Origin of the sequence: Cellulosimicrobium cellulans (assembly GCF_007679345.1) — a bacterium.
GTDB classification, from domain to species: Bacteria; Actinomycetota; Actinomycetes; order Actinomycetales; family Cellulomonadaceae; genus Cellulomonas; species Cellulomonas cellulans_A.
The window spans coordinates 310,153-336,241 of the sequence record NZ_VEGH01000003.1 but is presented as its reverse complement, the minus strand read 5'-3'; the positions used below and the strand labels follow the sequence as shown (position 1 = coordinate 336,241).

Below are 26,089 nucleotides of genomic sequence, written 5' to 3'. Positions count from 1 at the left end.
TTGCCGACCCGGTCGCGACGGCCTGCGGGGCTCAGGGCACGACGGTGACCGGCCAGCGTGCGTTGCGCACCAGCCGCACGGCCAGCGACCCCGCGATGCGGTGCCCGATGCTCGCGGACGACCCGACCACCACGCTGTCCGCCCGCACCTCGTGCGCGACCGCGGACAGCACCTGGTACGGGTCGCCCGTGCGGACCACGAGCTGGACGGGCACGCCGCGCGCGTCGGCGAGCGCCCGGGGGTCCCGGAGCGCGCGCTCGACGGCGTCCTGGTGCTCGGCGACGGCGACGCTCGCGGCGCCCGTGGTGTCCATCAGCGACGCCACGCCCCCACCGGGCTCGCGCACGTAGACGACCACGAGGCGACCGCCCTGCCGGCGGCACACGCCCACCGCGTACGCGGCCGCACGCAGCGACGGGTCGGAGCCGTCCACCCCCACGACGACGGCCGTGGGGCCGTCGTGGCCGATCTCGAACTGCTGGCCGGTCACGCCGCACCGTCCCTCTCGCACCCGCTGTCGCCGTCGGCCCGACGCTATCGGCTGCGCCGCCGCCGGCGGGCGCCATCCGGCGGCCGGACGGGGCTTGTCCGCGCCCTGGGACCGCCACGGGCGTGGCCCGGGCGGGACCGGCCGGGAGTGCGCCGCCGAGGGGCGCGCGCTGAGGCGCGCGCGTCGCGCCGAGGGGGTGGGGCGTGCGGGGAGGGCGTGGGGCGCGCGCGGGCGGTGTCCGGGGCGGCGCGTCACGCGGGCGCCTCGGCGTCGCGGGTGCCGGGACCAGCGCGGACGCGCGCGTCCGGGCGGTGCTCGTGGTTCGCTGGGGTCGACGCGGCGCGGTCGGCGCGCCGGGCGGCGTCGGGAGCGACGGACCCGACTGGCTGCACCGGGCGCGACGGATGCGGCGGCTGCGTCGGCCGCGACGGGCGGGTCGGGCGGGACGGGCCGGCGCGACGGGGCCCCCGGACAGGGCGAGGCGGGGGCGGGACGGGGCAGGACGGGACGGGAGGTGGCGGCGGTGGTGGACCTGGCGGAGGTGGCGGCGGGCCTGTACGGCGTGCCGCCAGCCGAGTTCACCGCCGCCCGCGCGGCCGCCGTGCGCGCCGCCCGGCAGGACGGCGACCGCGACCTGGCGCGGTCGGTCGGCGCGCTGCGCAAGCCGTCCTCGGCGGCCGCCGCGGTGAACCTCCTCGTCCGGGAGCGGGCCGACGACCTCGCGGGCCTGCTCGACCTCGGGGTGCGGCTCCGCGAGGCCCAGGCGGCCCTGGCGGGCGCCGACCTGCGCGCCCTGCACGCCGAGCAGCAGCGCGCGGTGGGCGCCGCCGCGGACGCCGCGCTGGATCTGCTCGGCGGTGCGGGCGGGCCCGCCGTGCGGGGTCAGGTCGAGGCGACGCTCCGGGCGGCCATGGGTGACCCGGACGCGGCGGTCGCGGTCGCCACCGGGCTGCTCGTGCGGGACCTGTTCTCCTCGGGGTTCGAGCCCGTCGACGTCGCCGGCGCCGTGGCCGTGCCGGACGCGCCCCCGCTGGCCGGGGCACCGGGCCGGCGGACCCCGATGCGGGCGGTGCCCGCGGCCCGCGAGGGCGACCAGGCGGACGACGAACCGGGTGGGACCGGCGACGGCCGCCCGCCGCGACGGCGGCGTGGGCGGCTGCTCACGGCGGAGGAGCCCGAGCAGCCGCTGCGCACGGTGCCGCCGGGCGCCGAGGGCGACGAGGGGTCGGGCGGTGGCGGGCAGGGGCGCCGCCGGGGACGGGTCCGGGTCGCGGACCACGACGGCGCGGGCACGTCGCCCGTGGCGCGCTCGCGACCTCCGCGCGCCGAGCAGCCCGGCGGTGCCGAGGAGCCCGAGGGTGCCGAGGGCGAGCGCGAGGCGCGCGAGCAGGCCGCCCGGGCCGAGCGCGAGCGTCGCGCCGAGGCCGAGCGCGAGGCACGGGAGCGCCGCCGGGCCGCGGCGGTCAGCAGCGCCGAGCGCGACCTCGCCCTGGCGGGCGAGGAGTGGGAGCAGCGCCGCGCGGCCCGGGACGCCGCCGAGGACCGGTTGCGCGCGGCCCAGGAGCGCGCCGACGAGCTGGCGGCCACGATCGAGCGCGCCCGCGAGGAGATGGACCGGCTGCGCGCCGCCCTGGCCACGGCCGAGCAGGAGGCGCGCGAGGTCGGGCTGGAGGTGCGGCACGCGCGCTCGGCCCGGACGGCCGCGGCCCGGCACGCCGACCGCGCCGACCAGCGGCTCCGCGCGGCCCGGGCGGCGCTCGACGCGCTGTGACGGCGCGCGGGGGGCGACCGCGCGGTGTGACCGGCGTCACCCGTTGCCGTTGACACCCTCGGGCGGCCGTTCCTACGCTGGCCGGACGGCACGCCTCGGAGCAACGGGGCGCCCGTGGCGGTAGCCGGGTCCAGGGCCTGGCACGACCGGCGCGCACCTCGCGGGTGGCGGCGGCACCGGCGCCCGGGTGGGGCGTCGGCGGCGACGCGGCTCCTGGCGCGGGCACGACCGGCCGTCGCGGGACCAGGACCCCCGGTGGCCGCGCCCGCGCGGATCAGCGACCCGCCTCGTCCAGGAGCCCCCGCGATGCCGTCAGCGCCGCGCCGCCCTCGCCACCGGCTGGTCGGGCGCGCGCGGCTCGGCCGGGGCGCGACGGTCGCCCGGGCCGGCGGTCGGTCGCTGCTCGCCGCCGGGCTGGTGGTGGCGCTCGGCACCGCGCTGAACGAGGGCGCCGCCGTGGGCGGCACGGACGCACCGGCGCCCGCCGTCGCGGCGCCGGCGTCCGCGGCGGGGTCATCCCCGGAGCGCGCCGCAGCCGCGGACGCGGCGCGGTGGACGGCGCGGACCGCGGCCGAGGAGCCGGCCCTGTCCGCCGAGACGGCGCTGCTCGCCCGGGCGGCCCTCGACGCCGCGGCCGGGGTGGAGCCCCTGCGGGTCTCGCCCCAGCCGCTCGCCGACCTGCCCGGCCTGGACGCCGCGGTCGTCCGCCTCACCGATGCCTGGACCCAGCCGGCGGCGACCCCCGGCGACCGCGTGGCCTCCGCCGTGCGGGTGCGGGCGGCGGCCGGTGCGGTGTTCCGGCTGGCGCTCGCCGTCGAGCGCAGCGTGCCGGTGGCGGCGGAGCAGGGGGCCGGGGACGGCGCGGGGCTCGACCGCGTCGAGCAGGCCGTGACCGAGGCCACCCGGGCGGCGGCGGACCTGCCGGTGCTGGACGGGCGCGTCGTGGGCGCTCCCGTACGCACCGGCGGCGGTGCGGCACGCGCCACCGGGCTGCTCGCGGACGGCACGGTCGACCCCGCCCTGCTGTGCCCGGTGCCGTTCGCCCCGGGCGCCCGGCTGCGGTGCGACGCGGTGGTCGCCCTGGTCGCCCTGAACGAGGAGTTCCGCGCGGACCACGGCAGCGACCTGCCGGTCGGCAGCACGTACCGGACCTACGCCGAGCAGGCGGCGCTGAAGGTCGCGAAGGGCGGACTGGCGGCGCCTGCCGGCGTGTCGCACCACGGCTGGGGCGTCGCGGTCGACTTCGCGGGCTTCGGCGGGGTCGGGCAGTTCGACTCGCCGCTGTACGCGTGGATGGTGGAGCACGGGCCGGCGCACGGGTGGGAGCACCCCGCGTGGGCCGGCCCCGGCGGGCACGGGCCGCTCGAGCCGTGGCACTGGGAGTACACGGGCGCGCCGGCCCCGGTGGCTCCTGGCGGCGGCCCGGCGGGAGCAGGCCCCGCCGACTCTTGAACCACCCCCGGCGCGGTGGTGTGATGGGCCTCTCGCGCGCCGGCGTGCGCCGCCCCGACGTCGTCGTCGGCCCCCGCGCCGGCCTCGTGGCCCGCGCCGTCCGCGACCCCCCGGCGGCGACCGGGCCGCCCACCCCGCCGCCCCGCGCGGCGCGGGTCCGCCACCCGAGCCGGGCGCCACCGCGGCCCGGCACCGCCCAGGGGGATCCCATGAACGCCACGCAGACCGAGACCGCCGCGCCCGCCGTCGCCGGGCGGGTGGTCGAGAACGTCGGCCACGGCGAGGTCCTGCGCCGCCATGCCCGCGCCTCGGACTTCGGCTACCTGCTCGCCGACCTGGTGGGGGACGAGGCCGCGCACCTGCCGGCCGCCGACCCGCCGCAGGTCATCGCGCTGCTCCGCCGCCTCGGCGGGGCGATGGCGGAGCCCGCCACGAGCCCGGCGCCGCCGTCGACCATCCCGGCCGTCTACACGTACTGGGGCCAGTTCATCGACCACGACCTGACCCTCGAGGACTCCGCCGACCCGCGCCTGCAGCAGCCCGCGATCGCCGACCCGGCGCTGCGGCCCGTCGACGCGGCCACGGTCCGGTCCGCGCTCGGCAACGCCCGGCAGCCGTACCTCAACCTCGACTCGGTCTACGGGGACGGGCCCGAGGGCGACCGCTCCGCGGCGTTCTACGACGGGCCGTTCCTCCGGGTCGGGACGCTCGCGTCGCCCGCCCCGGGGCAGCCGGTGCCCGCCGCCGCGGACCCTGCGTCCCGCGACCTGCCGGGCCGGCGCCCGGTCACCGACCCCACGACGGGGCGGACGCAGTTCCCGGCCACGATCGGCGACTCCCGGAACGACGAGAACCTGGTCGTCGCGCAGCTGCACACGGCCTACCTGCGGTTCCACAACGCGGTGGTCTCCGCGATCCGCACGGCGGAGCCGGGGCTGTCCGACGCGGACCTGCTCGGCAAGGCGCAGCAGCTCGTGCGGCACACCCACCAGTGGCTCATCGTGCACGACTACCTGCGCACGGTGACGGTGCCGGGGACGGTCGACTGGGTGCTGTCCGAGCTCAAGGGCCTCTACCTGCAGCGGTTCCCGGCGAAGCGGCCGCCGGTGATGCCGCTGGAGTTCTCCGTGGCGGCGTTCCGGTTCGGGCACTCCCAGGTGCGCAACAGCTACGACTACAACCGCAACTTCGGGGACCCCGGCTTCGTCGCGCCGCGGGCGACGCTGGACCAGCTGTTCCAGTTCACCGGTCGCGGCGGGTTCGTCGGGGGCGCGCAGACGCTGCCGGAGAACTGGGCGATCGAGTGGGACCGGTTCGTCGACAAGGGCGACCCCGACCCGCGGCACTTCGCCCGCGCGATCGACACCCAGCTCGCCGACGACCTGTCGGTGATGCGGAACGAGCCGCGGGACCTCGCGGGCATCCAGGAGCACCTGGCCAAGCGGAACCTGCTGCGCGGCTACCTGCTGGGCGTGCCGACGGGGGAGGCCGTGGCGCGGGCGCTGCGCATCCGGCCGCTGACCCGGGCCGAGCTGCTCCGCGGGGCGCCGGCGGGTGTGCGGTCCGCCCTGACCAGCCCCGAGCTCACCGGGCGCACGCCGCTCTGGTACTACGTGCTGAAGGAGGCGGAGGTCCTGACGTCGGGGAACTCGCTCGGGCCCGTCGGCAGCCGGCTGGTCGCGGAGACGATCATCGGGCTCATGCGGCACGAGCCCGGTTCGTTCCTGACGACCGTCCCGGCCTGGGGGACCGGCCCGGTGCCGGTCATGCCGGGAGGTGATGGCGCGCGCACGATCGGCGGTCTGGCGGACCTGCTCGACGTCGCGGGGGTCACCGCGCCCTGACCGAGGGGCCCGGTCCCCGGCCGGTCGTCGCGCCACCACCCGATCGATCCGGTGGCGACGGGACGATCGGCCGGGACCGCGCCGCGACGGCGCCCGAACGCGTCGTCAGCGCGGCGGGCGGGTGCGGCGCGACTCGCGCAGCAGCCGGCCGCGGCGGACGTCCTCCTCCGCCTTCGCCCGCTTCTTGTCGCTGGCGCGGGTGTCGCGGGGCGGGAGCTGGATGGTGCGCTCCGCCTCGATGCCGCCCTGCAGCTCGCGGCCGCGTTCGATCTCGGCGTCCAGCTCGGCGCCGAACAGCAGGGCGAGGTTGGTGATCCACAGCCACAGCAGCAGGACGATGGCGCCGGCGAGCGAGCCGTAGGTGCTGCCGTACGACCCGAAGTTGGCGACGTAGAACCCGAAGGCGAGCGACGCCAGGATCCACACCACGACCGCCACCAGCGCGCCGACGCTCATCCAGCGGAACTTCGGCTGCCGGACGTTCGGCGTGAAGTAGTACAGGATCGCGACGGCGACGATCACGAGCAGCAGCACGACCGGCCACTTGGCGATGTTCCAGGCGGTCACCGCGGCGGAGCTCAGGCCGATCGCGTCGCCCACGCTCTCGGCGATGCCGCCCGAGAGCACGACGGCCACCACGATGACGACGGCGAACAGCACCAGCACCAGCGTGACCAGGAGCAGCACGGGGCGCAGCTTCCAGATCGGGCGGCCCTCGTCGATCTCGTAGACCCGGTTGATGCCGCGGCTGAACGCGTTCACGTACCCGGAGGCCGACCACAGCGCCACCACCAGCGAGATCACGAACGTCAGGCCGGCGCCGGGGGAGTTGGTGAGGTTCTCCAGGATCGGCTTCAGGGTGTCCTCGGCCGAGTCCTGGCCGATGATCCCCGTCGCGGTCGTCACCAGGTCCTCGACGAGCTGCTGCCCGTCCCCGACCAGGCCCAGGATCGACACCACGGCCAGCAGGCCCGGCGCGATCGCCAGCACCGCGTAGTAGGTCAGCGCCGCGGCCAGGTCGGTGCACTGGTCGTGGTTGAACTCGCGGACGGTGGTCCGCAGCACGTACTTCCAGGACCGCTTGGTCAGGTCGTCGGGGGAGTCGGGCTTGCGCGGGTCGTCCGGGGCCGGGGCGCCGGCGCGCTCGGTGCTCGTCTGGTCGTCGTGGGTCACGGGGACCTCCTGGGCGGTGCGGTGCTGTTCCGGTCGCCAGCGTCACCCGCGGGGGCCCGGCCCGCCACAGGAACGGGGCTCAGCCCTCGACGCGCAGGCCGTCCAGGACGTTGAGCCGGTAGCCGACGCCGCGGACCGTCGCGATCAGCCCGCCGAGGCCGGACTTGGCGCGCACCCGGCGGACGTGCACGTCGACGGTGCGCGTGCGGTCGGACAGGTCGTGGCTGCGCCAGGCGCCGTCGTACAGCTCGTCGCGGGTCACCACGCGGCCCGCCGAGCGGGCCAGGTACGCGACCAGGTCGAACTCCTGGCGGGTCAGGTCGACGTCCCGGCCGTCGACCACGAGGCGGCGGCCGGGCAGGTCGACCAGGACGGCCGGGGTCAGCGGCAGCGCGGCCAGCAGCTCCTCGAACCGGCGGAGGTCGGCCTGCGTGGGCAGGTCGGCGGCGGGCGCGGCGGGTCGGGCGTGGACGGCGGGCCGGGCGGACGTGGCAGGGGTCAGGACGCTCACGGGGGGTGCTCCTCGGGGGTCCGCCGCTCGCGGCGGCGGGGCGGGACGACGACGTCCCGCGCGGATCTGACGGCAGGGGTGGCGGTCAGGCCCGACAGAGCGGACACGCGCGGACGAGCCGCGGCGAGCGGCAGGTCGGGAGCGCGGAGGTCATGGCGGCGAGTGTGGCACGCGGCACCGGGCGGTGCACGGATCCGGAGCCCGCGTCTCAGGTCGCGGACGGAGGTGTCGGCGTGCGGGGACGGGCCCGGGGGCGTCAGCCCGCGGCGGGCTCCGTCGCCGCGTCCGTCGGCGTCGCCGACGGCGCCTCGTCCTCCGCCTCGTCCTCCGGGACGACCGCGGGCCAGGGCTCCGGGTCGTGCACGACCGCGCTCGCGTCGGTGCCGATCTCGACCAGCTGCCAGTCGAGGATCTGCCGGCTCTCCGGGTCCCAGCGCAGGATGGTCATCTCCGCGGTGCCCTTGAGCGGGCCGATCCGCGGCTCGTTCTCCTGCGCGCCCGCGGTGGAGGACGAGATGTACCGGATGCCCTCGCCGATCTGCGCCGGGTCCGTCCGGGTGTGCATGTGACCGGAGACGAGGGCGGGAACGCAGCCGTCGGCGAGCAGCGCCGGCGCCGTGCGCGGGTTGTGGAACAGCACCAGGTCGACCCCGTCCGCGTCCTCGCAGGCGACCTCCGAGAGCCGCTCGCCCACCTCGGCGTAGGACTCGTCCTGGGTCTGCGTCGTGATCAGGCGGGTGGCCTTCGGGTCCTTGTCGCCGAGGATCCGCATCCCGCGCACGTCGATGACGCCGCCGTCCAGGACGGTCGCCCCGGCGCGCGCGTACTGCGCGGTGGTCTCGGCGGAGTCGTGGTTGCCCGGCGCGGTGACGAGGTCGACGCCGCTCGGGATCGCGCGGGCGAACGTCGTCACGCAGTACTGCTCGACCGAGGTGCCGTTCATCGTGGTGTCGCCCGCGTCGAGCACCACCTCGGCACCCGACATCTCGGTGAGCGAGGTGATCAGCGGCGCCATGCCGACGTTGCAGTGCAGGTCGGAGATGACCAGCAGGGTGAGCGGCTCCGCCTCCTCGTCGGTCGACTCCTCCGGTGCGGGGGAGGCGCTCGCCCCCGCGGTGGCCGTCGCGCCCGCGGTGCCCGTCGCCCCCGGGACGGGGTCCTCGCCCGCGGAGGCCGCCCCGTCCTGGTCGTCGGCGGCGGCCTCGACGGTGGCGCGGCGCCCCTCCCAGTCGTCCCAGGCGGCGACCAGGGCGCCGTCGGCCCGGTCGTAGAAGTCCTCGTTGTCCTGGAAGGCCTTCACGACGAGCCCGCCGTAGGTGTCCACGATCCCGCCGAGCCGGCCGGTGATCCGCGCGCCCTCCAGCGGCGTGCCGTCGAACACGGCCGAGGTCCGCTGCGACGCGGTGCGCTGCGCGGCGTCGCCGCGCTCGCTCGCCGTCACCAGGGTGCCGACGAGCACGACGGCGAGCCCCCCGGCGGTGAGCTGCGCGGCGTGCGGGGCGAGCCGCCCGCCCAGCTCGGCGCGCCGGGCGGCCCCGAGCAGCCACCACCCCGCGGTCCACGCCGCGACCAGCACCGCTAGAGCGGCGAGCGTCCGCCACAGGGCGTTCGCGACGAGGGCGCGCGCCGCGTCCTCGATCGTCGCCTGCGGCCCGGTGAAGAACTGCAGGTAGGAGCTCAGGTCCCCGGTGAGCGCCTGGAGCGTGTCGACGCCGTGCAGCGCGTCGACGTCGGCGGGGATCTCCTCGACCGTGACCCGCGCGCCGAGGCCGAGCGGCAGCGGCGAGTCGATCTGCAGCGTGCCGAGGGGCCCGAGGTCGACGGTCACCGTCGCGTCGGTGGTGACGTCGTACCGCGCCTCGTGCGGGCCGAAGCTCGACTCGGCGGTGGCGGTGGTGACGCCGAACACGAGCGCGGCGAGCAGCGCGACGACCGCGAGCAGGGCGCAGACGAGCCACCGGCGGCGGCCGGGGCGGTCCGGTGCCGGGGTCGGGGCGGTCCGGGGGTCGGCGTCGGGTGCAGGCATCGCGACGAGCGTAGACGGGACCGTGGCCGCCCGTCGCGCCACCCGCGCCCACCCCCGCCCGCCCGTGCGGGACACCCGGCGCTGTGCTACTCCGGGACCATGACCAGCCCCGTCACGACCCCGGACGCACCGCGTCCGCCGGCGCGCGGCCACGACGAGAGCACGCTCACCGTCGTCGTCGCGTTCGCCGCGAACGCGCTCATCGCGGTCGCCAAGACCGTCGCGGCGATCCTCACCGGGGCGGCGTCGATGCTCGCCGAGGCGGCGCACTCCTGGGCGGACACCGGGAACGAGGTGTTCCTGCTGCTCGCCCAGCGCCGCTCGGCCCGGGCGCCCGACCGGGCGCACCCGCTGGGCTACGGCCGCGAGGTCTACGTCTGGTCCCTGTTCGCCGCGATCGGGCTGTTCGCCGTGGGCGCCGGGGTGTCGATCACCCACGGCATCCAGGAGCTGGTGCACCCGGAGCCCGCGTCGTCGTACGCCGTGGCCTACGCGGTGCTGGGCGTGTCGTTCCTGCTGGAGGGCACGTCGCTCCTGCAGGCCTGGCGCCAGGCGCGCCGGGCGGCCGCACGGCGCGACATGGACCTGTGGGACCACGTGCTCGCCACGTCCGACCCGACGGTGCGCGCGGTGTTCTTCGAGGACGCGGCCGCGCTGGTCGGCATCGTGATCGCCGGCACCGGCATCGCACTGCACCAGATCACCGGCTCGCCGGTGCCGGACGCGGTCGGCTCGATCCTGGTCGGCGTGCTGCTGGCGGTGGTCGCCGTGCTGCTCATCGACCGCAACCGCCGGTTCCTGGTGGGGGAGACGGCCGATCCCGCCCTGCAGGGCGCGGCCGTGCGGGCGCTGCTCGCCCTGCCCGAGGTCGCGCGGGTCACCCAGCTGCGGCTGGAGGTGGTCGGCGCGCGCCAGCTGTTCCTGGTCGGCGCGGTCGACCTGGCCGGCAACCCCGCCGAGGACGAGGCCTCGCACGTGCTCGCCGCCGTCGAGCGCCAGGTGGCCGCCGTGCCGGGCGTCGTCGGCGCGGTGCTGTCGCTGTCCGAGCCCGAGGAGCCCGCCCTGACGCCCTGACCCCGCACGCGCCGCCCGGCACCCGGAACCCGGAAGGACCCGCATGTCCCTCGCCCCCGCCGTCAGCCCCCGCACCCCCGTCGATCTCGGCCCGGCCCGGTCCGCCGCCGTCGCCGCCCGCGTGCTCGGTCCGCTCGTCGCCCAGGGCGCCGTCGTCCGCCGGCCCCGCGCCACCGCCTGGGCCGAGCGGCACCAGACCGACCGGTCCGCGGGCGCGCTCCTGCGGGACCTGCGGCGGGAGCACGGCGGCGCCCCGGTGGTCCTGGGGCTCGGCCCGCGCCGGGTGGTGCTGCCGCTCGAGGCCGCCGACGTGGGCGCCCTGCTCGACGGCTCCCCGGAGCCGTTCAGCCCCGCGACGGTGGAGAAGCGCGCCGCGCTCGGGCACTTCGAGCCCGACGCCGTCCTGATCTCGGCGCCCGGACGGCGGCCCGCCCGGCGGCTGCTCAACGAGCAGGCGCTCGACACGTCCGAGCCGGTCCACCGCGACGCGGACCCGTTGCTCGCGGCCGTCGACCGCGAGGCCGCGGCGCTCCTCGCCACCGTCGGGCGGAGCGGCGTGCTCGACTGGGACACCTTCGCCCCGGCGTTCTGGCGGACGGTCCGGACGGTCGTCCTGGGGGAGTCGGCGCGCGACGACGACCGGATCACCGACGTCCTCCAGACGCTCCGACGGGCCGCGAACTGGGCGTACCTGCGCCCGCGCCGGCCGCGGCTGCGGGCGGAGCTCGCCGACCGGCTGCACGCGTACGTGCGGCGGGCGGAGCCCGGCAGCCTGATCGCGCACGCCGCGGCCGCGCAGGCGGACCGCGGGGTCGACCCCGCGGGTCAGGTGCCGCAGTGGTTGTTCGCCTTCGACGCGGCCGGGGCGGCGGTGCTGCGCGCCCTCGCCGTGGCGGCGGCGCGGCCGGCCGTCCGGGACCTGCTGCGGGCCGAGGCGGCGTCGGGTGCGGCGATGCAGCCCTACGCCCGCGGGGCGGTCCTGGAGTCGGTGCGGCTGTGGCCGACCACGCTCGTGGTGCTCCGGGACAGCACCGGGCCGACGACGTGGGGCGAGCGGGTGCTGCCGGCGGGCACCGGCTTCGCCGTGGTGAGCGCCCACTTCCACCGCGACCCCGACCGGCTCGGCGTCGCCGACGCCTGGGCGCCGGAGGCGTGGCTCGACGGCCGCGCGGACGCCGACTGGGGGCTGCTGCCGTTCAGCGGCGGGCCGGTGTCGTGCCCGGGGCGCAACGTCGTGCTGCTCGTCGCCGGGCGGCTGCTCGCCCGGCTGTCGGAGGCCGACCTGGTGTTCCCCCGGGGGCGGTACCTCGCCGCCGACCCGCTGCCGGCGACCTTCGACCACTACGGCGCCCGGTTCCGCACGGGGGTGCGGGCGGCGGCCTGACCGGCGGTCCCGGGCGCGCCGTCCGGGCCCCGCCCGGGCGGGCGTCCGGGGCACCCGGCCGGGGTGCGCGCGCGGGTGAATCCGTGGGCCGTCCGGGCGCCGCCGCTGGTGGCTGCGTCACAGTTCCCCGACATACGGACGAAACCTGTCGCCCGACAGGCGTAAAGTGGGGCCCGAGGGCGCGTCGCCCGCCGGGGCCAGTCCCGGGCGGCCGCTCGACTGCCGACGACGGCCGCCTGCGAGCCGCAGCGCGGCGCGTTCGCCCGTCCCGCGCCCTCCGCGGCGACCGGTGACCCCGGGGACCGCGGTCCCTGACGCACCGCAACAGCCCAGGAGGGCCCCCGATGAACACGTCCATCGCCCGAGCCGGTCGCCGGACCACGCGCACCCTCAGCGTGGCCGCCGCCGCCGTCGCGACGGTCTCCCTGCTCGCCGCCTGCGCCTCCGCCGAGGGCGGCACGTCGGCGGGCTCCGCCTCCGACGACACCACCACCGCGTCGGCCGAGGCGAAGGAGGTCCAGGTCATCGACCAGACCAACCTGCTGCTGACGACCGCGCAGGAGACCCTCGAGGCCCGCGGCCTGGAGGTCCAGGTCGCCGACGCGTCCGGCCAGGGCCGCGCGATCGACGACCCGACGCAGTGGGTCGTCGTGACCCAGGACCCCACGTCCGGCTCGGTCGAGCAGGGCACCGAGGTCACCCTCACCGTGCGCATGACCACCGACCCGGTGGGCTGAACGGAATAAACGCTGGCCCCGCCGCGCTGGACCGGGTGAGACTCAGAGCTCCCGGTCCGCGCGGCGGTGCAGCATCCCGCCGCGGAGGGACCGGCCCGGACGCGGAGCACGCGCCCCTCGTGAGGGGTGGACGGACGCGGGACGGGTGGCTCGTCACCGACGGCCCTCAACGAGGCCGGGGCGGATCAGGTCGCGCGGGAGAAGGACAAGCGGGCGCGGCGGACGGTGGCGTACAGGTGCTGACCCCTCGGGGCGTCCGCGCCGCCGGGTCGGACCGACCCGGCCGGCCGGGCGCCCGTCAGACGTAGGGCGCCGCGAGCCGGCGCAGCTGGGCGGCGTACCCGCCGCCGAACAGCACGGCGTGCATCCCCACCGGGTACACCTGGTGCAGCGCGACCCGGTGCTGCCACCCGCGGCGCAGCGGGTGCACCTCCTGGTAGGCGTCCAGGACGTCGGCGAGGTGCGGGCAGCCGAACAGCGCGAGCATCGCGAGGTCGGTCTCCCGGTGACCGCCGTGCGCCGCCGGGTCGATCAGGGTGGCGCCGTGCGGCGTCCACAGCACGTTGCCGGACCACAGGTCGCCGTGCAGCCGGGCCGGCGCGTCGTCGTCGTCCCACTCGCCCGCCCGCAGCCGGTCCGCGAGGCGGTGCAGCAGGGCGAGATCGTCGGGTCCGAGCGCGCGGCGCCGCTCCGCCGCCGCCGCGAGCGGCTCGACCCGGCAGTCCGCGAGGAAGGCGCCCCACCGCTCGTGGTCGCCGGCGGGCATCGGCAGCGGCTGGTCGAGCGGCCCGAAGAACCCGTCCCCGGACCAGCCGTCGGGCGGGCTGCCGAACCGGCGCGCCCCCGCGTCGTGCGTGACGGCGAGCCCCCGGCCGAGCTCGCGCGCCGCCCGGCGGGTCGGCGGCACCTCGGTCAGCGCGACGAGGTCCAGGTGGTCCGGTCCGACGCCGAGCACCTCCACCACCGGCGCGCCGCCCCGGACCTGCAGCCAGCGCAGGCCCGCCGCCTCGCACGCGAAGAACCCCGGTGGCGCGCCGGCGCGGCGCTTGCGGTAGGTGTCCATGCGCGGCCTCCTCGGGGCGGTGTGGGGTCCGGCTAGCCTGGCGCGCGTGCCCCCCGACGCCGAACCGATCCTGGTGAGCGCGACCCGCGCGCCCGGGGAGGCGCGCCGCGCCGGGGACGCCCGCGGGACGCCGGCCCCGCCCCCCGCGCTGCTGTCCGGCGCGGGCCGCACGCCGGAGGGCGCCGCCTGGCTGGCCCGCCTGCCCCGCCTGGTCGACCGCGCCGTGCGGCGCTGGGACCTGGTGCTCGGCGACCCGTTCCCGTCGGGCTCCGCCTCGTGGTGCGCGCCCGCACGCGACGCCGCCGGGCGGGACCTGGTGCTCAAGGTGTCGTTCCCGCACGGCGAGGCGCGCGACGAGGCCGCGGTGCTGCGCGCGTGGGGTGGGCGCGGCGCGCCGGAGCTGGTCGACGCGCACGACGGCGACTGGGCGCTGCTGCTGGCGCGGGTCCGGCCCGGGACCCCGATGCGGGCCCTGCGCACGCCGGCGCTCCGCCGGCTGACCGAGGCCGCCGACGTGCTGCGCGTGCTGCACGCCGCACCGGCGCCCCCGGGCCTGCCCGCGTTGGCCGACGTCGCCCGCGGCCTCGCCGACCTGGCCGCCGAGCGGGCCGGCCGCGCGGCGCGGGCGGGCGTGCCGCTCGACCCGGGGCTGCTGCGGGCGGCGGACGCGACGCTGCGGGGGGCGGGCGACCCGGGAGCGCCCGCGGCGGTGACGCTGCACGGGGACGCGAACCCCGGCAACCTGCTGCTGGACCGCGGCGCGGCGGGCGCGGTGTGGACCGCGATCGACCCCAAGGCCCTCACCGGCGACCCGGCCTACGACGTCTGGCCGCTGCTCGAGCAGGTCGGCGACCCCTGGCGCACCGGCGACCCGGTCCGCACGCTGCGCGACCGGCTGCTGCTCGTCGCCGAGCGCGCGGGGCTCGACGCCGCGGGCGCCGCGCGCTGGGCGGTCGCCCGCGGCGCCGAGTCGGCGCTGTGGGCGTGGCACCACGGTGCAGGCCGCCCGACCGCGGCCGGCCGGGCGGCGCGTCGGGCGGCGCGCGACCTCGCCCGGGTGCGCGACTGGGCGCGGGTCGCGGACCTCCTCGCGGGCTGACGCCCCGCGCGCGGTCCGCTCCGGCACCGGGGCCGGCGCACGGTCGAGCACCGCCGCGCGGCGCCCGTGTCCCACGCCCGCCCCGGCCGACGCCGTCCGGCCCGGCCACCGCAGATCCGGGTGGGTCGCGCCGGAAGGTGGGGGACGCGCGGACGCGGCGGGCGCGGCACCGCGCAGCCCGCGCCGTGGCGGCGCGGGGTGCCTACCCTGGCCCCGACGGGCCGGCGACCGCGGCGACCCCGCCGGGCGGCCCGTCGGTGCAGGACGGCCCCGCGCCCGACCGGCGCGCACGCCGCGCGACGCCCAGGAGGCAGACGATGAGGGTCGGGATCCCCACCGAGGTCAAGAATCACGAGTACCGCGTCGCCATCACCCCCGCCGGGGTGCACCAGCTCGCCGCCGCCGGGCACGAGGTGCTGGTGCAGGCCGGCGCCGGGCGCGGCTCCGCGATCACCGACGAGCAGTTCGCCGCCGCCGGCGCGACCGTCGTCGACGAGGCCGCCGCCGTCTGGGGCGAGGCCGACCTGGTGTGCAAGGTCAAGGAGCCCGTGCCGTCGGAGTACGGCCACCTGCACGAGGACCTGGTGCTGTTCACCTACCTGCACCTCGCCGCCGACCGCCGGCAGACCGACGCCCTGCTCGCCGCCGGCACCACCGCGATCGCCTACGAGACCGTCCAGCTGCCCGACCGGTCGCTGCCGCTGCTCGCCCCGATGAGCGAGGTCGCGGGCCGGCTCGCCGCGCAGGTCGGGGCGTACCACCTGATGCGCAGCGCGGGCGGGTCGGGGCGGCTGCTCGGCGGCGTGCCGGGCGTCGCGCCGGGGCGGGTCGTGGTGATCGGGGGCGGCGTCGCCGGTCAGCACGCGGCGGAGGTCGCGCTCGGGATGCGGGCGGACGTCACGGTGCTCGACGTGTCCGTGCCGCGGCTGCGCGAGCTGGACACCGCGTTCGGCGGCCGGGTGCGGACCCTCGCGTCGTCCGCGTACGCCGTGCGGGAGGCGGTGGCCGACGCCGACCTCGTCGTGGGCGCGGTGCTCGTGCCGGGCGCCCGCGCGCCGAAGCTCGTCACCGACGACATGGTGGCTGCGATGCGGCCGGGTTCGGTGCTGGTCGACGTGGCCGTGGACCAGGGCGGCTGCTTCGAGTCCACCCGCCCGACGACCCACGACGACCCGACGTTCCGGGTGCACGACGCCGTGTTCTACTGCGTGGCCAACATGCCCGGGGCGGTCCCGGTGACGTCGACGCAGGCGCTCACCAACGCGACGCTGCCCTACCTGACGGCGCTCGCCTCGCGCGGCTGGCGCGAGGCGATGGCGGCCGACCCGGCGCTGGCCGCCGGCCTGGCCACCCGCGGCGGTCGGCTGTTCCACGCGGGGGTGGGCGCCGCCCACGGCCTGCCGGTCGCCGACCCCGGGATGGTGCTCGCAGCCTGACCAGCAGGGACGGGCGGAAACGGGGGGACCGGGAGGCGCCCTCCGTGGCAGGGTGGGCCGATGGAGACCTTCGAGCTGACCGACGGCGTCGTCCTGCTGCGCGCGCCCGGCCCCGCCGACGTCGACCGGATCGACGCGCTGTGCCAGGACCCGGCGATCCAGGAGTGGACGACCGTCCCGAGCCCGTACACCCGCGAGGACGCCGCGTCGTTCGTCTCGTCGTTCGCCGCCGACGGCTGGGCCCGCGGGTCCTCGCTCAACTGGGCCGTCCGGGACGCGGCCGACGACGCGCTCCTCGGCATGGTGGGTCTGGGCATGGAGGGCACGGGCTCCGCCGAGATCGGGTACTGGCTGGCCCCGGCCGCGCGCGGGCGCGGCGTCATGTCCCGGTCGGTCGACCTGGTGCTCGACGCGGCCTTCGGGCGGCTCGAGCTGGTCCGGGTGTCCTGGCGCGCGTTCGTGGGCAACGGCCCCTCCCGGGCGGTCGCGGAGCGCGCGGGCTTCCGGGTCGAGGGGGAGCTGCGGCTCGGCGGCGTGCAGCGCGGCGTCCGGCGGGACGAGTGGGTCGGCAGCCTCCTGGCCACCGACCCGCGGCCCCGGCGTGTCGGCGCCCGCTCAGCGGCGGGTGCCTCGGGCAACGGGGGATGATGAGGCGCATGAGCACCCCCACGCCGGCCGCGGACAACCCGTTCACCGCCCCGTCCCCGCTGCCCTACGCCCTGCCCGACTTCGCGGCGATCCGCGAGGAGCACTTCCGCCCCGCGCTGCTCGCCGGGATGGCGGAGCAGCGGGCGGAGGTGGAGGCCGTCGCCGCCTCGGCCGAGGCCCCCACCGTCGAGAACACCCTCGACGCGCTCGAGCGCTCCGGCCGGCTGCTGCACCGCGCCGCCATCGTGTTCTTCAACCAGTCCTCCTCCGACTCGACGCCGGGGCTGGAGGCCCTCGAGGAGGAGATCGCGCCGCTGCTCGCCGCGCACAGCGACGCCATCTACCTGGACCGACGGCTGTTCGCGCGCCTGGAGGCGCTGCACGCCGCGGCCGAGGCCGGCGACCTGGACCTGGCGCCGGACACCGCCTGGCTGCTGCACCGCCAGCGCACCCGGTTCATCCGCGCGGGCGTGCGGCTCGACGACGCCGCGCAGGCCCGGCTCCGGGAGCTGAACGCCGAGATCACCCGGCTCGAGACCGTGTTCGGCCGGCAGCTGCTCGCGGAGACGAACGACTCGGCGGTCCTGGTGACCGACGAGGCCGAGCTGGCCGGCCTGCCCGCGGACGCCCGGGCGGCCGCCGCCGAGGCCGCCACCCGTCGGGGGCACGAGGGCGCGTGGCTCATCGACCTGGTCCTGCCGACGCAGCAGCCGGCGCTCGCCCAGCTCGCCGACCGGGCCCTGCGCGAGCGGCTGCACACGGCGTCGGTGCGCCGGGGCGGCCGCGGGGGCGAGCACGACACCCGCGCCACCCTGCTGGCGCTCGCGCGGCTGCGGGCCGAGCGCGCGCGCCTGATCGGCTACCCGCACCACGCCGCCTACATCGCCGAGGACGCGACCGCGAAGACGCCCGAGGCGGTCGCCGACATCCTCGGCCGGCTCGCCCCCGCTGCCGTCGCCAACGCCCGCGCCGAGGCGGCCGACCTGGAGGCCGCCCTGCAGCGCGACGTCCCGGGCGCCACGCTGCAGCCCTGGGACTGGGCCTACTACGCCGAGCAGGTCCGCAAGGAGCGCCGCTCGCTCGACGACTCCTCGCTCCGCCCGTACCTGGAGCTCGACCGGGTGCTGCGCGACGGCGTGTTCCGCGCCGCCGGCGAGCTCTACGGCCTGACCTTCACCGAGCGCCCGGACCTGGTCGGCTACCACCCGGACGTCCGGGTGTTCGAGGTGACCGACGCCGACGGCTCCGGCCTCGGCCTGTTCCTCGGCGACTTCTGGACGCGCGACTCCAAGCGGGGTGGCGCGTGGATGAACAACCTCGTCGACCAGTCGACGCTGCTCGGCGAGCAGCCCGTCGTGGTGAACAACCTCAACATCCCGAAGCCCCCGGCCGGGCAGCCGACCCTGCTGACCTGGGACGAGGTCATCACGCTGTTCCACGAGTTCGGGCACGCGCTGCACGGGCTGTTCTCGGACGTGCGGTACCCGTCGCAGTCCGGCACGGAGGTGCCGCGGGACTTCGTGGAGTACCCGTCGCAGGTCAACGAGATGTGGGCCTGGGAGCCGTCGGTCCTGCGGGCGTACGCCGTGCACCACGAGACCGGCGAGCCGATGCCGCAGGAGTGGGTCGACACCCTGATCGCGGCGCGGCAGGACGGCGAGGGCTTCGCCACGACCGAGTACCTGGCCGCCGCCCTCCTCGACCAGGCCTGGTACCGGCTGGCGCCGGAGGACGTGCCGACGGACGTCGCGGAGGTCGAGCCGTTCGAGGCGGCGGCGCTGGCGGCCGCGGGCGTCGCGTTCGCGCCCGTGCCGCCGCGGTACCGCACGACGTACTTCAACCACGTGTTCGGCGGCGGGTACTCGGCGGGCTACTACTCGTACATCTGGTCTGAGGTGCTGGACGCCGACACGGTGACGTGGTTCGAGGAGAACGGCGGCCTGCGCCGGGAGAACGGCAATACCTTCCGGGTGAAGTTGCTCTCGCGCGGCGGCTCGGTGGATCCGATGGTCGCGTTCCGGGACCTGCGCGGCCGCGACCCGGAGATCGCCCCGCTGCTCGCCCGCCGGGGCCTGACCTCGGCCTGAGCACCCCGCCGGAGCCGGGGGTCCACCGTGGACCCCCGGCCTCGGCGTGCCCGTGCGGCCGGTAGCGTGGGGGCATGAGCGACGCACCCGCGACCCCGTCCGCCGGCCAGCACGACACCGCGGCGGCCGAGGGCGAGGTCGTGCGGATCGCGCAGGAGCTCATCCGGTTCGACACGTCGAACTACGGCGACGGCTCCGGCCCGGGGGAGCGCTCCGCAGCCGAGCACGTCATGACGCTGCTGCACGAGGTCGGCCTCGCCCCCGAGCTGATCGAGTCCGTCCCCGGCCGCGCGAACGTCGTCGTGCGCCTCGAGGGTGCCGACCGCACCCGGCCCGCGCTGGTGCTGCACGGGCACACCGACGTCGTCCCGGCCGAGGCGAAGGACTGGAAGGTCGACCCGTTCGCCGGCGAGGAGTTCGACGGCATGGTCTGGGGCCGCGGCGCCGTGGACATGAAGGGCATGGACGCGATGATCCTGGCGGTCGTCCGCCAGATGGTCCGAGACGGCCGCCGGCCGGCCCGGGACGTCGTCGTCGCGATGTTCGCGGACGAGGAGGCGGGCGGCAGGTTCGGCGCGCGGCACCTCGTCGACCACCGCCCGGACCTGTTCGAGGGCGCGACGGAGGCGGTGTCCGAGGTCGGCGGGTTCTCCGTCGACGTGCACGGCCGGCGCGCCTACCTGCTGCAGACCGCCGAGAAGGGCATCGCCTGGCTCCGGCTGGTCGCGGACGGCACCGCGGGCCACGGCTCGGCGGTGAACCCCGACAACGCGGTGACCGAGCTCGCCGGCGCGATCGCCCGGATCGGCGCGTACCAGTGGGACACCCGGCTCACCCCGACCGTGCTCGCCCTGCTGGAGGGCGTCGCCGACCTCACGGGGCTGCCGCTCGACGTGGACGACCCGCTGGCGATCGACCGGCTGATCGGCGCGCTGGGTCCGGCCCGGCGGTTCGTCGGGTCGTCGATCCGGACGCTCGCCAACCCGACGCAGCTGCACGCCGGGTACAAGACGAACGTCATCCCGGGTCGTGCCACGGCGACCGTCGACGTCCGGCCGCTGCCCGGCGACCACGAGGACGTGCTCGCGAAGGTGCGTGAGCTGGCCGGACCGCACGTCCGCGTGGAGCCCGAGCACCTGGACATCGGCCTGGAGGTCCCGGCGACGGGCGCGCTGGTCGACACGATGACCGACGTGCTGCGCGCCCAGGACCCCGAGGCCGTCGTGCTGCCGTACATGCTGTCGGCCGGCACGGACAACAAGTCGCTCGCCCGGCTCGGCATCGCCGGGTACGGCTTCGCGCCGCTCCGGCTGCCCGCCGACCTGGACTTCACGGCGCTGTTCCACGGCGTCGACGAGCGCGTCCCCGCGGACTCGCTGCGGTTCGGCGTCCGCGTGCTGGACGGGCTGCTGCGCGAGGCCTGATCGGTCGCCGGTCCCGGCCGGCCCGGGGCGGGCGGGCCGGGCGGCACCGCGCGCCCGCCCCCAGCGTGGCCCGGGGTCAGTCGTCCAGCGCGCCGAGCGTGGACCGGACCCGGATGATCCGGCGCCGCAGCCACACCTTCCGCTCGCCGCCCGCGTAGAGGAGGGTGCGGGCCAGCTCCCACCGGCCGTACTCCGCCTGCTCCGTGAGCAGCCGGCGGGCGTCACCGCGGCTGGTCGTCCGGGGGATCGTGAGGACGCGGTACTCGTACTGCCGCGCCTGCTCCGGGCCGCCCGGGCGTCCCGAGCGCGTCGTGCCTGCCATGCCCACCGCCTTGTCGATCGGGTCGTGGTGCCATTGTGCCTGGTGCGGCGCTACGGTCATCGCATGGCTATCGACCCGCGCGCGGCACTGGACCGTCTCATCGCAGCGCTCGAGGCGCACTACACCGCCGTGTCGACCCGGAGGGGTGAGGACGACCCCGCCGTGGACGACGCGTACGACGTGCTGGCGGACGCGTTCGAGGTGTACGACGACGCGCTCGGGACCGTGCACGGCGAGGCCACGCCGTTCTACCTCGCCGAGGACGACGAGGACGACGACGAGCACGAGGACGACGAGCAGGACGACGAGTACGACGCGGACGACCTGCCCGAGGAGTCGTACGAGGACGACGACGAGGACGACGGCGCGCTGAGCCGCTGACGCCGCGCGCCCCCGTCGTGCCGCGTCCCGGCCCGTGCGGGCGGCGGCTCAGCGGCGCTCGGGGTACCCCGTCGCGGGCGCGCTGACCTCGTCCAGGGCCCGCAGGATCTCCGCGGGCAGCTCCACGTCCTCCGCCGCGAGCGACGCGCGGAGCTGGGCGGGCGTCCGCGCGCCCACCACCGCCGAGGCGACCTGAGCGCGCACCCGCAGCCAGGCGAGGGCGACCTCGAGCGGCGCACGGCCGAGACCGTCCGCGGCGATCACGACCGCCTCGACGACCGCCGCGGCGACCGAGCCGAGGTAGGGCTCGACGAACCCCGCGAGGTGCGGGGACGCGGCGCGGGAGTCGGCGGGCACGGTGCGCCGGTACTTGCCGGTCAGCACGCCGCGGCCCAGCGGCGACCAGGCGAGCACGCCGACGCCGAGGTCCGCCGCCGCGGGCAGCACCTCCCGCTCGATCCCGCGCTGGAGCAGCGAGTACTCCGCCTCGACCGCGGCCAGCCCGGGGTCCTCGCCGAGGAGGGTCGCGGCGCGCGCCACCTGCCAGCCCGCGTGGTTGGACAGCCCGACGTACCGGGCGCGGCCCGAGTCGACCGCCCGCCGCAGCGCGCTCACGGTCTCGGCGAGCGGCGTGCGCGGGTCGGGGGTCTGCACGAGGAACAGGTCCACGTGGTCGGTGCCGAGCCGGCGCAGCGAGGCGTCCAGCCCGTCCAGCAGCGCGCCGCGCGAGGCGTCGACCACGCCGCCGTCCGGGGTGCGCCGCACCCCCGCCTTGGTGCAGAGCACGACCTCGTCGCGGGGGACGACCCGCCCGAGCAGCGACCCCAGCAGCTCCTCGGCGCCGCCGTCGGCGTAGGACGCGGAGGTGTCGACGAGGGTCCCGCCGGCCTCGGCGAAGTCGCGCAGCTGCTCCGCGGCGTCGTGCTCGTCGGTGTCCCTGCTCCAGGTCAGCGTCCCGAGTCCGAGGTGCGAGACCCGCAGGCCGGTCCGTCCGAGCTGGCGCTGTTCCATGCCGTGAGGGTATCCGTGCCCGCGGGTGGTCACGGGCACGCGGGTGACCAGCGGCTATCGTGGCGCCTCGTGGCAGCGCACCTGAGCACCCCGTCCCGGATCGGCCCCGACGCATGAGCGTGTGGGAGGCGATCGTCCTCGGCCTCGTCCAGGGCTTGACCGAGTTCCTGCCGGTGTCGTCGAGCGCGCACCTGCGCATCGTCGGCGAGCTCATCGGGTCCGGCGACCCGGGCGCCGCCTTCACGGCGATCACGCAGATCGGCACCGAGACGGCCGTGCTGCTGTACTTCCGGCGGGACATCGCGCGGATCTGCGCGCACTGGTGGCGCGCGGTGCGCGGGGACCTCGGCAGCGACTGGCGGTCCCGGATGGGCGCCCCCACTGGCGGCACCCCGGACCGCGACGCGCAGATGGCCTGGTTCATCGCGCTCGGCTCGGTGCCGATCGTGCTGCTCGGCCTGCTGTTCCAGGACGCGATCGAGGCGCCGTTCCGGAACCTGTGGCTGATCGTGCTCACGCTCACCGTGTTCGCGCTGGTGCTCGACTGGGCGGACCGGCGCAGCAGCAGCGACCGCGAGCTGACCGACCTCACGCCGCGGCACGCGGTGTACTTCGGGCTCGCGCAGGCGATGGCGCTGGTCCCGGGCGTGTCCCGCTCCGGCGGCACGATCACGGCGGGCCGGCTCATGGGCTACAGCCGCACGGCGGCCGCGCGGTACTCGTTCCTGCTCGCGATCCCCGCCGTCCTCGGCTCCGGCTTCTACCAGCTCGGCAAGAGCGCCGGCTCGTTCGGCGAGGCGGGTGTGCCCGGCATCGGGGTCACCCTGGTCGCGACGGTCATCGCGTTCGTCGTCGGGTACGTCGTGATCATCGGGTTCCTGAAGATCGTGTCGACGTACTCCTACCGGCCGTTCGTGGTCTACCGGATCGGGCTCGCGGTGGTCGTCGCGCTGCTGCTGCTCACCGGGGTGCTGGACCCGCTGGCCGGGGCCTGACGCCGGGGTCCGCGCGCTACAGCCAGCCGGACCGCTTGAACAGCCGGAACAGCAGGCCGGCGGCGGCCCCCATCAGCACGACGGACAGCGGGTAGCCGAGCAGCCAGTGCAGCTCCGGCATGTGGTCGAAGTTCATCCCGTAGATCCCGGCGATCAGCGTCGGCACGGCGATGATGGCGGCCCACGCGGAGATCTTCCGCATGTCCTCGTTCTGCCGGACCGACACCCGGGACAGGTGGACGGACAGCATGTCGCCCAGGAGGGCGTCGTGGGCGTCGAGGTGCCGGTCGATCTTGGTCAGCACGGTGTCGAGCCGGCGCAGCCAGCGCATGGTGCGGGTCTCCCGCTGCGCGTCCTCCTGCTCGGCGACCAGGTCGGGGAAGGCCGACAGCAGCGGCACCAGGGCCCGCCGGGCCTCGCCGATCTCGCGCTTGAGGTCGTAGACCACCTCGGCCGGGTCGTCGGCCTGCGGGCTGAACACCAGCTGCTCGACGTCGGCGACCGCCTCGCCGATCCCCATCTCGACGTCCCCGGCGCGCCGCACGAGGGCCATGAGCACCGCGGCGAACACGTGGCTCTCGCGGTCCTGCGGCAGGTGGTCGCCCTCCGCCAGGTGGTCCCGGACCTCGCCGAGCAGGCCGCCCGGGCCCTCCTCGGCGGTGATCGTGACGCCCTCGACCTCGAGCGCGGCCCAGACGCCGGTCGTGACGTCCCGGGTGCGGCCGTCGTAGGCCAGCGTCGGGCTCACCAGGTACCGGCCGCCGCCGGGGAGCCGGCGGAGCTGCGGCCGCCGGGGGTCGCCCGGCGCGGCGGGCCCGTGGTCGGCGACCGCGCGGTGCACCACCGACTCCGGGACCCCCGCCTGCCGCGCCGCGTCGGCCAGCAGGTCGAGCGAGTCGACGTGCACCCACGCGACCGGCGGCTCGGGCGCCGCCAGCAGGGCCAGCAGCCCGTCGGGGTCCGTCTCGGCCCAGCCGCCGCCCTGGTGCACCCACGCTCTCTCCACGCGGGCATTGTCCCGGGGCCGGGTGCCCGCCGGGCGTCCGACGCGCCGCCACCGCCCGCCGGCGACCCGGACGGGGGAGCGGTGGCGTCCGTCACCCCCGGGCCGCGCGCGGGCCCCGCTCCCGTGGCGGCCGGTACGCTCGACGCCGTGCTCACCTGGCCCGCCCCGCAGATCCCGCAGCTCCCCGGCCAGGGAGGCCCGGTCCGCGTCCGCGACACCTCCACCGGCGAGCTCGTCGTCGCGGCCCCCGGCCCCGACGCCACGGTGTACGTCTGCGGCATCACGCCCTACGACGCCACCCACATGGGCCACGCGGCGACGTACGTCGCGTTCGACCTCCTCGTCCGGGGGTGGCTCGACGAGGGCAAGCGCGTCCGGCACGCGTCCAACGTGACCGACGTCGACGACCCGCTGCTCGAGCGCGCCGAGGCCACGGGCGTCGACTGGCGCGAGCTCGCGGCGGACCAGACCGCGCTGTACCTCGAGGACATGACGGCGCTCGGTGTCGTGCCGCCGGACGTCTACACCGGCGCCGTCGAGGCCGTCCCCGACGTCGTGCGCGCCGTCGAGGCCATGCTGGCCGCGGGCACCGCGTACGTCGTCGGCGCGCCCGACGCGAGCGGCGAGGGCGCCGGCGACGTCTACGCCGACCTGTCCGCCGACCCGGCGTTCGGGCAGGTGGCCCGGCTCGACCGCGCGGAGATGCTCGCGCTGTTCGGCGAGCGCGGTGGCGACCCGGCCCGGCCCGGCAAGCGCGACCCCCTCGACCCGCTGCTCTGGCGGTCCGCGCGGCCCGGTGAGCCGTCCTGGGACGGCAACGGCCTCGGCCCCGGCCGCCCGGGCTGGCACATCGAGTGCGCCGTCATCGCCCGCGACGGGATCGGCCTGCCGTTCGACGTCCAGGGCGGCGGCTCCGACCTGCGGTTCCCGCACCACGAGATGAGCACGTCGCACGCCCGGCTGCTCGACGCCGGTGAGGGCGCCCGCACCCACGTGCACACCGGCATGGTCGGGCTGCACGGGCAGAAGATGAGCAAGTCGCTCGGCAACCTCGTGCTCGTGTCCCAGCTGCGGGCCGACGGGGTCGACGCGATGGCCGTCCGGCTCGCCATCCTCGACCACCACTACGCGGCGGACTGGGAGTGGACCGACGAGGTCCTGCACGCCGCGCAGGCCCGGCTCGACCGGTGGCGCTCCGCGGTGTCCGGCAACGGCGGGCCGGCGTCGGCCGGGGTGCTGGCCGAGGTGCGGGCCGCCCTGGCCGACGACCTCGACGCCCCCCGCGCGCTCCGCGCCGTGGACGCCTGGGCCGACGCGTCGCTGGCCGGTGGCCCCGCGGCCGAGGTCGAGGAGGGCGCGCCGGGCGTCGTCGCCCGCGCCGTCAACGCGCTGCTGGGCGTGCGGCTCTAGCGTCCACGGGGCGCCGCGCCGTGCCGTGCCGCGCGGTCCGGGCCCGGCGGGTCGCCCGGTCGGCGTCCGCGCCGTGCGACCGTCCGCGCCGTGCGACGCCGCGCGGCCGCGTCAGCCGCCGGTGAAGGCCTGGATCGCCAGCGGCGAGCCGACCTCCTCGCACGCGGCGGCGAGGTCGACCTCGGCCGCCGACCACGCGGGCGAGCGCACGCCCGTCGACTCCGCGAACGCCCCGGCGGGGACGGCCGGCGCGGCCGCCTGCAGCGCGCCGACCGCGGTCTGCACCGCGGTGCCGGCGTCGGACGGCAGGCGGTCGAGCACGCGCGTCGCCAGCTCGTACCAGCCGCGCTGCTCCTGCGCGGCCATCCGGCCCTCCGCGAGGCCGAGGTCGGCGTTCTCGATGATCGTGAGCACGTCGCCGAAGGCCGTGCAGGCGGCGGCGTCGTCGGCGGCCTCGTCCACCGGGGGAGCCGGCGAGGGTGGCTGGGCCGCCGGGCCGGCCGCACGGCCCGCGGCCTCGCCGGCGTCGCCCCCGCCCGCGGCGCCGCAGGCACCCAGGAGCGCCGCACCCAGCACCGTCGTGGACAGCACGGCCCACCGTCTCGCTCGCATGCGCGGATGCTAGCGGGGGCGACGCGCTCCGCGGGGCGGTTCCGGCGCGAGGCGGTCCGGCGGTGCTGCGCCGGCGACCGGGGCCGGGCCCCGGCGGTGCTGGGCCGGGGCCCGTGGGCCGGGCGTCGCGGGC

At 77.5% G+C, this 26,089-nt stretch carries 23 protein-coding genes; 14 read left to right on the top strand and 9 right to left on the bottom strand.

What is annotated here, in order from left to right; all coding sequences use genetic code 11:
* Positions 1-31: 31 nt before the first annotated feature.
* On the bottom strand, positions 32-490 hold the full coding sequence (locus FS882_RS06065) for a universal stress protein (RefSeq protein WP_158371895.1): 459 nt from the start codon (positions 488-490) through the stop codon (positions 32-34).
* A gap of 523 nt (positions 491-1,013) precedes the next feature.
* Between FS882_RS06065 and FS882_RS06055 the strand changes: the two genes are divergently transcribed.
* The 3 genes from FS882_RS06055 (at position 1,014) to FS882_RS06045 (ending at position 5,557) form a co-directional block, all read left to right on the top strand.
* Positions 1,014-2,261, top strand: coding sequence for a hypothetical protein (locus tag FS882_RS06055; protein WP_158371894.1), 1,248 nt, complete (start codon positions 1,014-1,016; stop codon positions 2,259-2,261).
* 306 nt (positions 2,262-2,567) lie between these two features.
* A complete protein-coding gene (locus FS882_RS06050; RefSeq protein ID WP_158371893.1) occupies positions 2,568-3,713 on the top strand; it encodes a D-alanyl-D-alanine carboxypeptidase family protein in 1,146 nt (381 codons plus the stop codon).
* Between the two features lie 209 nt (positions 3,714-3,922).
* Positions 3,923-5,557, top strand: a complete 1,635-nt coding sequence (locus tag FS882_RS06045; RefSeq protein WP_158371891.1) for a peroxidase family protein — start codon at positions 3,923-3,925, stop codon at positions 5,555-5,557.
* Positions 5,558-5,662: 105 nt separating this feature from the next.
* Here the strand turns inward: FS882_RS06045 and FS882_RS06040 are convergent, their stop codons facing one another.
* The 3 genes from FS882_RS06040 to FS882_RS06030 all read right to left on the bottom strand — a co-directional run bounded on the left by FS882_RS06040 (position 5,663) and on the right by FS882_RS06030 (position 9,267).
* Positions 5,663-6,730, bottom strand: coding sequence for a YihY/virulence factor BrkB family protein (locus FS882_RS06040; RefSeq protein ID WP_158371889.1), 1,068 nt, complete (start codon positions 6,728-6,730; stop codon positions 5,663-5,665).
* Positions 6,731-6,809: 79 nt separating this feature from the next.
* Entirely contained in the window at positions 6,810-7,241 is a 432-nt protein-coding gene (locus FS882_RS06035) for a winged helix-turn-helix domain-containing protein (RefSeq protein WP_187365154.1), read from the bottom strand.
* Positions 7,242-7,497: 256 nt separating this feature from the next.
* A complete protein-coding gene (locus FS882_RS06030; protein ID WP_158371885.1) occupies positions 7,498-9,267 on the bottom strand; it encodes a metallophosphoesterase in 1,770 nt (589 codons plus the stop codon).
* Between the two features lie 99 nt (positions 9,268-9,366).
* Between FS882_RS06030 and FS882_RS06025 the strand changes: the two genes are divergently transcribed.
* From FS882_RS06025 to FS882_RS06015, 3 genes are all read left to right on the top strand, one after another.
* A complete protein-coding gene (locus tag FS882_RS06025; RefSeq protein ID WP_158371883.1) occupies positions 9,367-10,341 on the top strand; it encodes a cation diffusion facilitator family transporter in 975 nt (324 codons plus the stop codon).
* 43 nt (positions 10,342-10,384) lie between these two features.
* Entirely contained in the window at positions 10,385-11,725 is a 1,341-nt protein-coding gene (locus tag FS882_RS06020; RefSeq protein ID WP_158371881.1) for a cytochrome P450, read from the top strand.
* Positions 11,726-12,069: 344 nt separating this feature from the next.
* Positions 12,070-12,462, top strand: a complete 393-nt coding sequence (locus tag FS882_RS06015; RefSeq protein WP_158371879.1) for a PASTA domain-containing protein — start codon at positions 12,070-12,072, stop codon at positions 12,460-12,462.
* Between the two features lie 298 nt (positions 12,463-12,760).
* On the opposite strand, the gene FS882_RS06010 is transcribed toward FS882_RS06015, so the two are convergent.
* Positions 12,761-13,525, bottom strand: coding sequence for a fructosamine kinase family protein (locus tag FS882_RS06010; RefSeq protein ID WP_158371877.1), 765 nt, complete (start codon positions 13,523-13,525; stop codon positions 12,761-12,763).
* Positions 13,526-13,571: 46 nt separating this feature from the next.
* On the opposite strand from FS882_RS06010, the gene FS882_RS06005 reads away from it, so the two are divergent.
* From FS882_RS06005 to FS882_RS05985, 5 genes are all read left to right on the top strand, one after another.
* Positions 13,572-14,624, top strand: coding sequence for an aminoglycoside phosphotransferase family protein (locus tag FS882_RS06005; RefSeq protein ID WP_158371875.1), 1,053 nt, complete (start codon positions 13,572-13,574; stop codon positions 14,622-14,624).
* Positions 14,625-14,941: 317 nt separating this feature from the next.
* Complete coding sequence (gene ald, locus FS882_RS06000) at positions 14,942-16,060, top strand: alanine dehydrogenase (RefSeq protein WP_158371873.1); 1,119 nt, start codon at positions 14,942-14,944, stop codon at positions 16,058-16,060.
* Between the two features lie 60 nt (positions 16,061-16,120).
* The gene (locus FS882_RS05995; RefSeq protein WP_158371871.1) at positions 16,121-16,708 is read left to right on the top strand and encodes a GNAT family N-acetyltransferase; all 588 of its coding nucleotides are present in this window, start codon (positions 16,121-16,123) and stop codon (positions 16,706-16,708) included.
* Between the two features lie 8 nt (positions 16,709-16,716).
* A complete protein-coding gene (locus FS882_RS05990) occupies positions 16,717-18,795 on the top strand; it encodes a M3 family metallopeptidase (protein ID WP_158371869.1) in 2,079 nt (692 codons plus the stop codon).
* A gap of 74 nt (positions 18,796-18,869) precedes the next feature.
* The gene (locus tag FS882_RS05985; RefSeq protein ID WP_158371867.1) at positions 18,870-20,219 is read left to right on the top strand and encodes a M20/M25/M40 family metallo-hydrolase; all 1,350 of its coding nucleotides are present in this window, start codon (positions 18,870-18,872) and stop codon (positions 20,217-20,219) included.
* Between the two features lie 76 nt (positions 20,220-20,295).
* On the opposite strand, the gene FS882_RS05980 is transcribed toward FS882_RS05985, so the two are convergent.
* Positions 20,296-20,541 carry a DUF5703 family protein gene (locus FS882_RS05980; RefSeq protein ID WP_158371865.1) on the bottom strand — a complete coding sequence of 82 codons (246 nt, stop codon included), beginning with the start codon at positions 20,539-20,541 and terminating at the stop codon, positions 20,296-20,298.
* 63 nt (positions 20,542-20,604) lie between these two features.
* Between FS882_RS05980 and FS882_RS05975 the strand changes: the two genes are divergently transcribed.
* The gene (locus FS882_RS05975) at positions 20,605-20,922 is read left to right on the top strand and encodes a primosomal protein (RefSeq protein ID WP_158371863.1); all 318 of its coding nucleotides are present in this window, start codon (positions 20,605-20,607) and stop codon (positions 20,920-20,922) included.
* 48 nt (positions 20,923-20,970) lie between these two features.
* Here the strand turns inward: FS882_RS05975 and FS882_RS05970 are convergent, their stop codons facing one another.
* A complete protein-coding gene (locus tag FS882_RS05970; protein WP_158371861.1) occupies positions 20,971-21,933 on the bottom strand; it encodes an aldo/keto reductase in 963 nt (320 codons plus the stop codon).
* Between the two features lie 113 nt (positions 21,934-22,046).
* Between FS882_RS05970 and FS882_RS05965 the strand changes: the two genes are divergently transcribed.
* Positions 22,047-22,928, top strand: coding sequence for an undecaprenyl-diphosphate phosphatase (locus FS882_RS05965; RefSeq protein WP_158371859.1), 882 nt, complete (start codon positions 22,047-22,049; stop codon positions 22,926-22,928).
* 16 nt (positions 22,929-22,944) lie between these two features.
* Here FS882_RS05965 and FS882_RS05960 read toward each other — a convergent pair whose 3' ends face one another.
* Positions 22,945-23,934, bottom strand: coding sequence for a CorA family divalent cation transporter (locus tag FS882_RS05960; RefSeq protein ID WP_187365153.1), 990 nt, complete (start codon positions 23,932-23,934; stop codon positions 22,945-22,947).
* Between the two features lie 147 nt (positions 23,935-24,081).
* On the opposite strand from FS882_RS05960, the gene mshC reads away from it, so the two are divergent.
* Positions 24,082-25,344, top strand: coding sequence for a cysteine--1-D-myo-inosityl 2-amino-2-deoxy-alpha-D-glucopyranoside ligase (gene mshC, locus FS882_RS05955; RefSeq protein ID WP_158371855.1), 1,263 nt, complete (start codon positions 24,082-24,084; stop codon positions 25,342-25,344).
* A gap of 111 nt (positions 25,345-25,455) precedes the next feature.
* Here the strand turns inward: mshC and FS882_RS05950 are convergent, their stop codons facing one another.
* Positions 25,456-25,956 carry a hypothetical protein gene (locus FS882_RS05950; protein ID WP_158371853.1) on the bottom strand — a complete coding sequence of 167 codons (501 nt, stop codon included), beginning with the start codon at positions 25,954-25,956 and terminating at the stop codon, positions 25,456-25,458.
* Positions 25,957-26,089 lie beyond the last annotated feature (133 nt).

Coding starts and splice junctions, on each gene's coding strand:
- FS882_RS05975 (WP_158371863.1), top strand. CDS start 20,605: ATGGCTATCGACCCGCGCGCGGCACTGGACCGTCTCATCGCAGCGCTC.
- FS882_RS05980 (WP_158371865.1), bottom strand. CDS start 20,541: ATGGCAGGCACGACGCGCTCGGGACGCCCGGGCGGCCCGGAGCAGGCG.
- FS882_RS06045 (WP_158371891.1), top strand. CDS start 3,923: ATGAACGCCACGCAGACCGAGACCGCCGCGCCCGCCGTCGCCGGGCGG.
- FS882_RS05970 (WP_158371861.1), bottom strand. CDS start 21,933: ATGGAACAGCGCCAGCTCGGACGGACCGGCCTGCGGGTCTCGCACCTC.
- FS882_RS05950 (WP_158371853.1), bottom strand. CDS start 25,956: ATGCGAGCGAGACGGTGGGCCGTGCTGTCCACGACGGTGCTGGGTGCG.
- FS882_RS06050 (WP_158371893.1), top strand. CDS start 2,568: ATGCCGTCAGCGCCGCGCCGCCCTCGCCACCGGCTGGTCGGGCGCGCG.
- ald (WP_158371873.1), top strand. CDS start 14,942: ATGAGGGTCGGGATCCCCACCGAGGTCAAGAATCACGAGTACCGCGTC.
- FS882_RS06015 (WP_158371879.1), top strand. CDS start 12,070: ATGAACACGTCCATCGCCCGAGCCGGTCGCCGGACCACGCGCACCCTC.
- FS882_RS06025 (WP_158371883.1), top strand. CDS start 9,367: ATGACCAGCCCCGTCACGACCCCGGACGCACCGCGTCCGCCGGCGCGC.
- FS882_RS06030 (WP_158371885.1), bottom strand. CDS start 9,267: ATGCCTGCACCCGACGCCGACCCCCGGACCGCCCCGACCCCGGCACCG.
- FS882_RS05990 (WP_158371869.1), top strand. CDS start 16,717: ATGAGCACCCCCACGCCGGCCGCGGACAACCCGTTCACCGCCCCGTCC.
- FS882_RS05965 (WP_158371859.1), top strand. CDS start 22,047: ATGAGCGTGTGGGAGGCGATCGTCCTCGGCCTCGTCCAGGGCTTGACC.
- FS882_RS06020 (WP_158371881.1), top strand. CDS start 10,385: ATGTCCCTCGCCCCCGCCGTCAGCCCCCGCACCCCCGTCGATCTCGGC.
- FS882_RS05985 (WP_158371867.1), top strand. CDS start 18,870: ATGAGCGACGCACCCGCGACCCCGTCCGCCGGCCAGCACGACACCGCG.
- FS882_RS05995 (WP_158371871.1), top strand. CDS start 16,121: ATGGAGACCTTCGAGCTGACCGACGGCGTCGTCCTGCTGCGCGCGCCC.
- FS882_RS06010 (WP_158371877.1), bottom strand. CDS start 13,525: ATGGACACCTACCGCAAGCGCCGCGCCGGCGCGCCACCGGGGTTCTTC.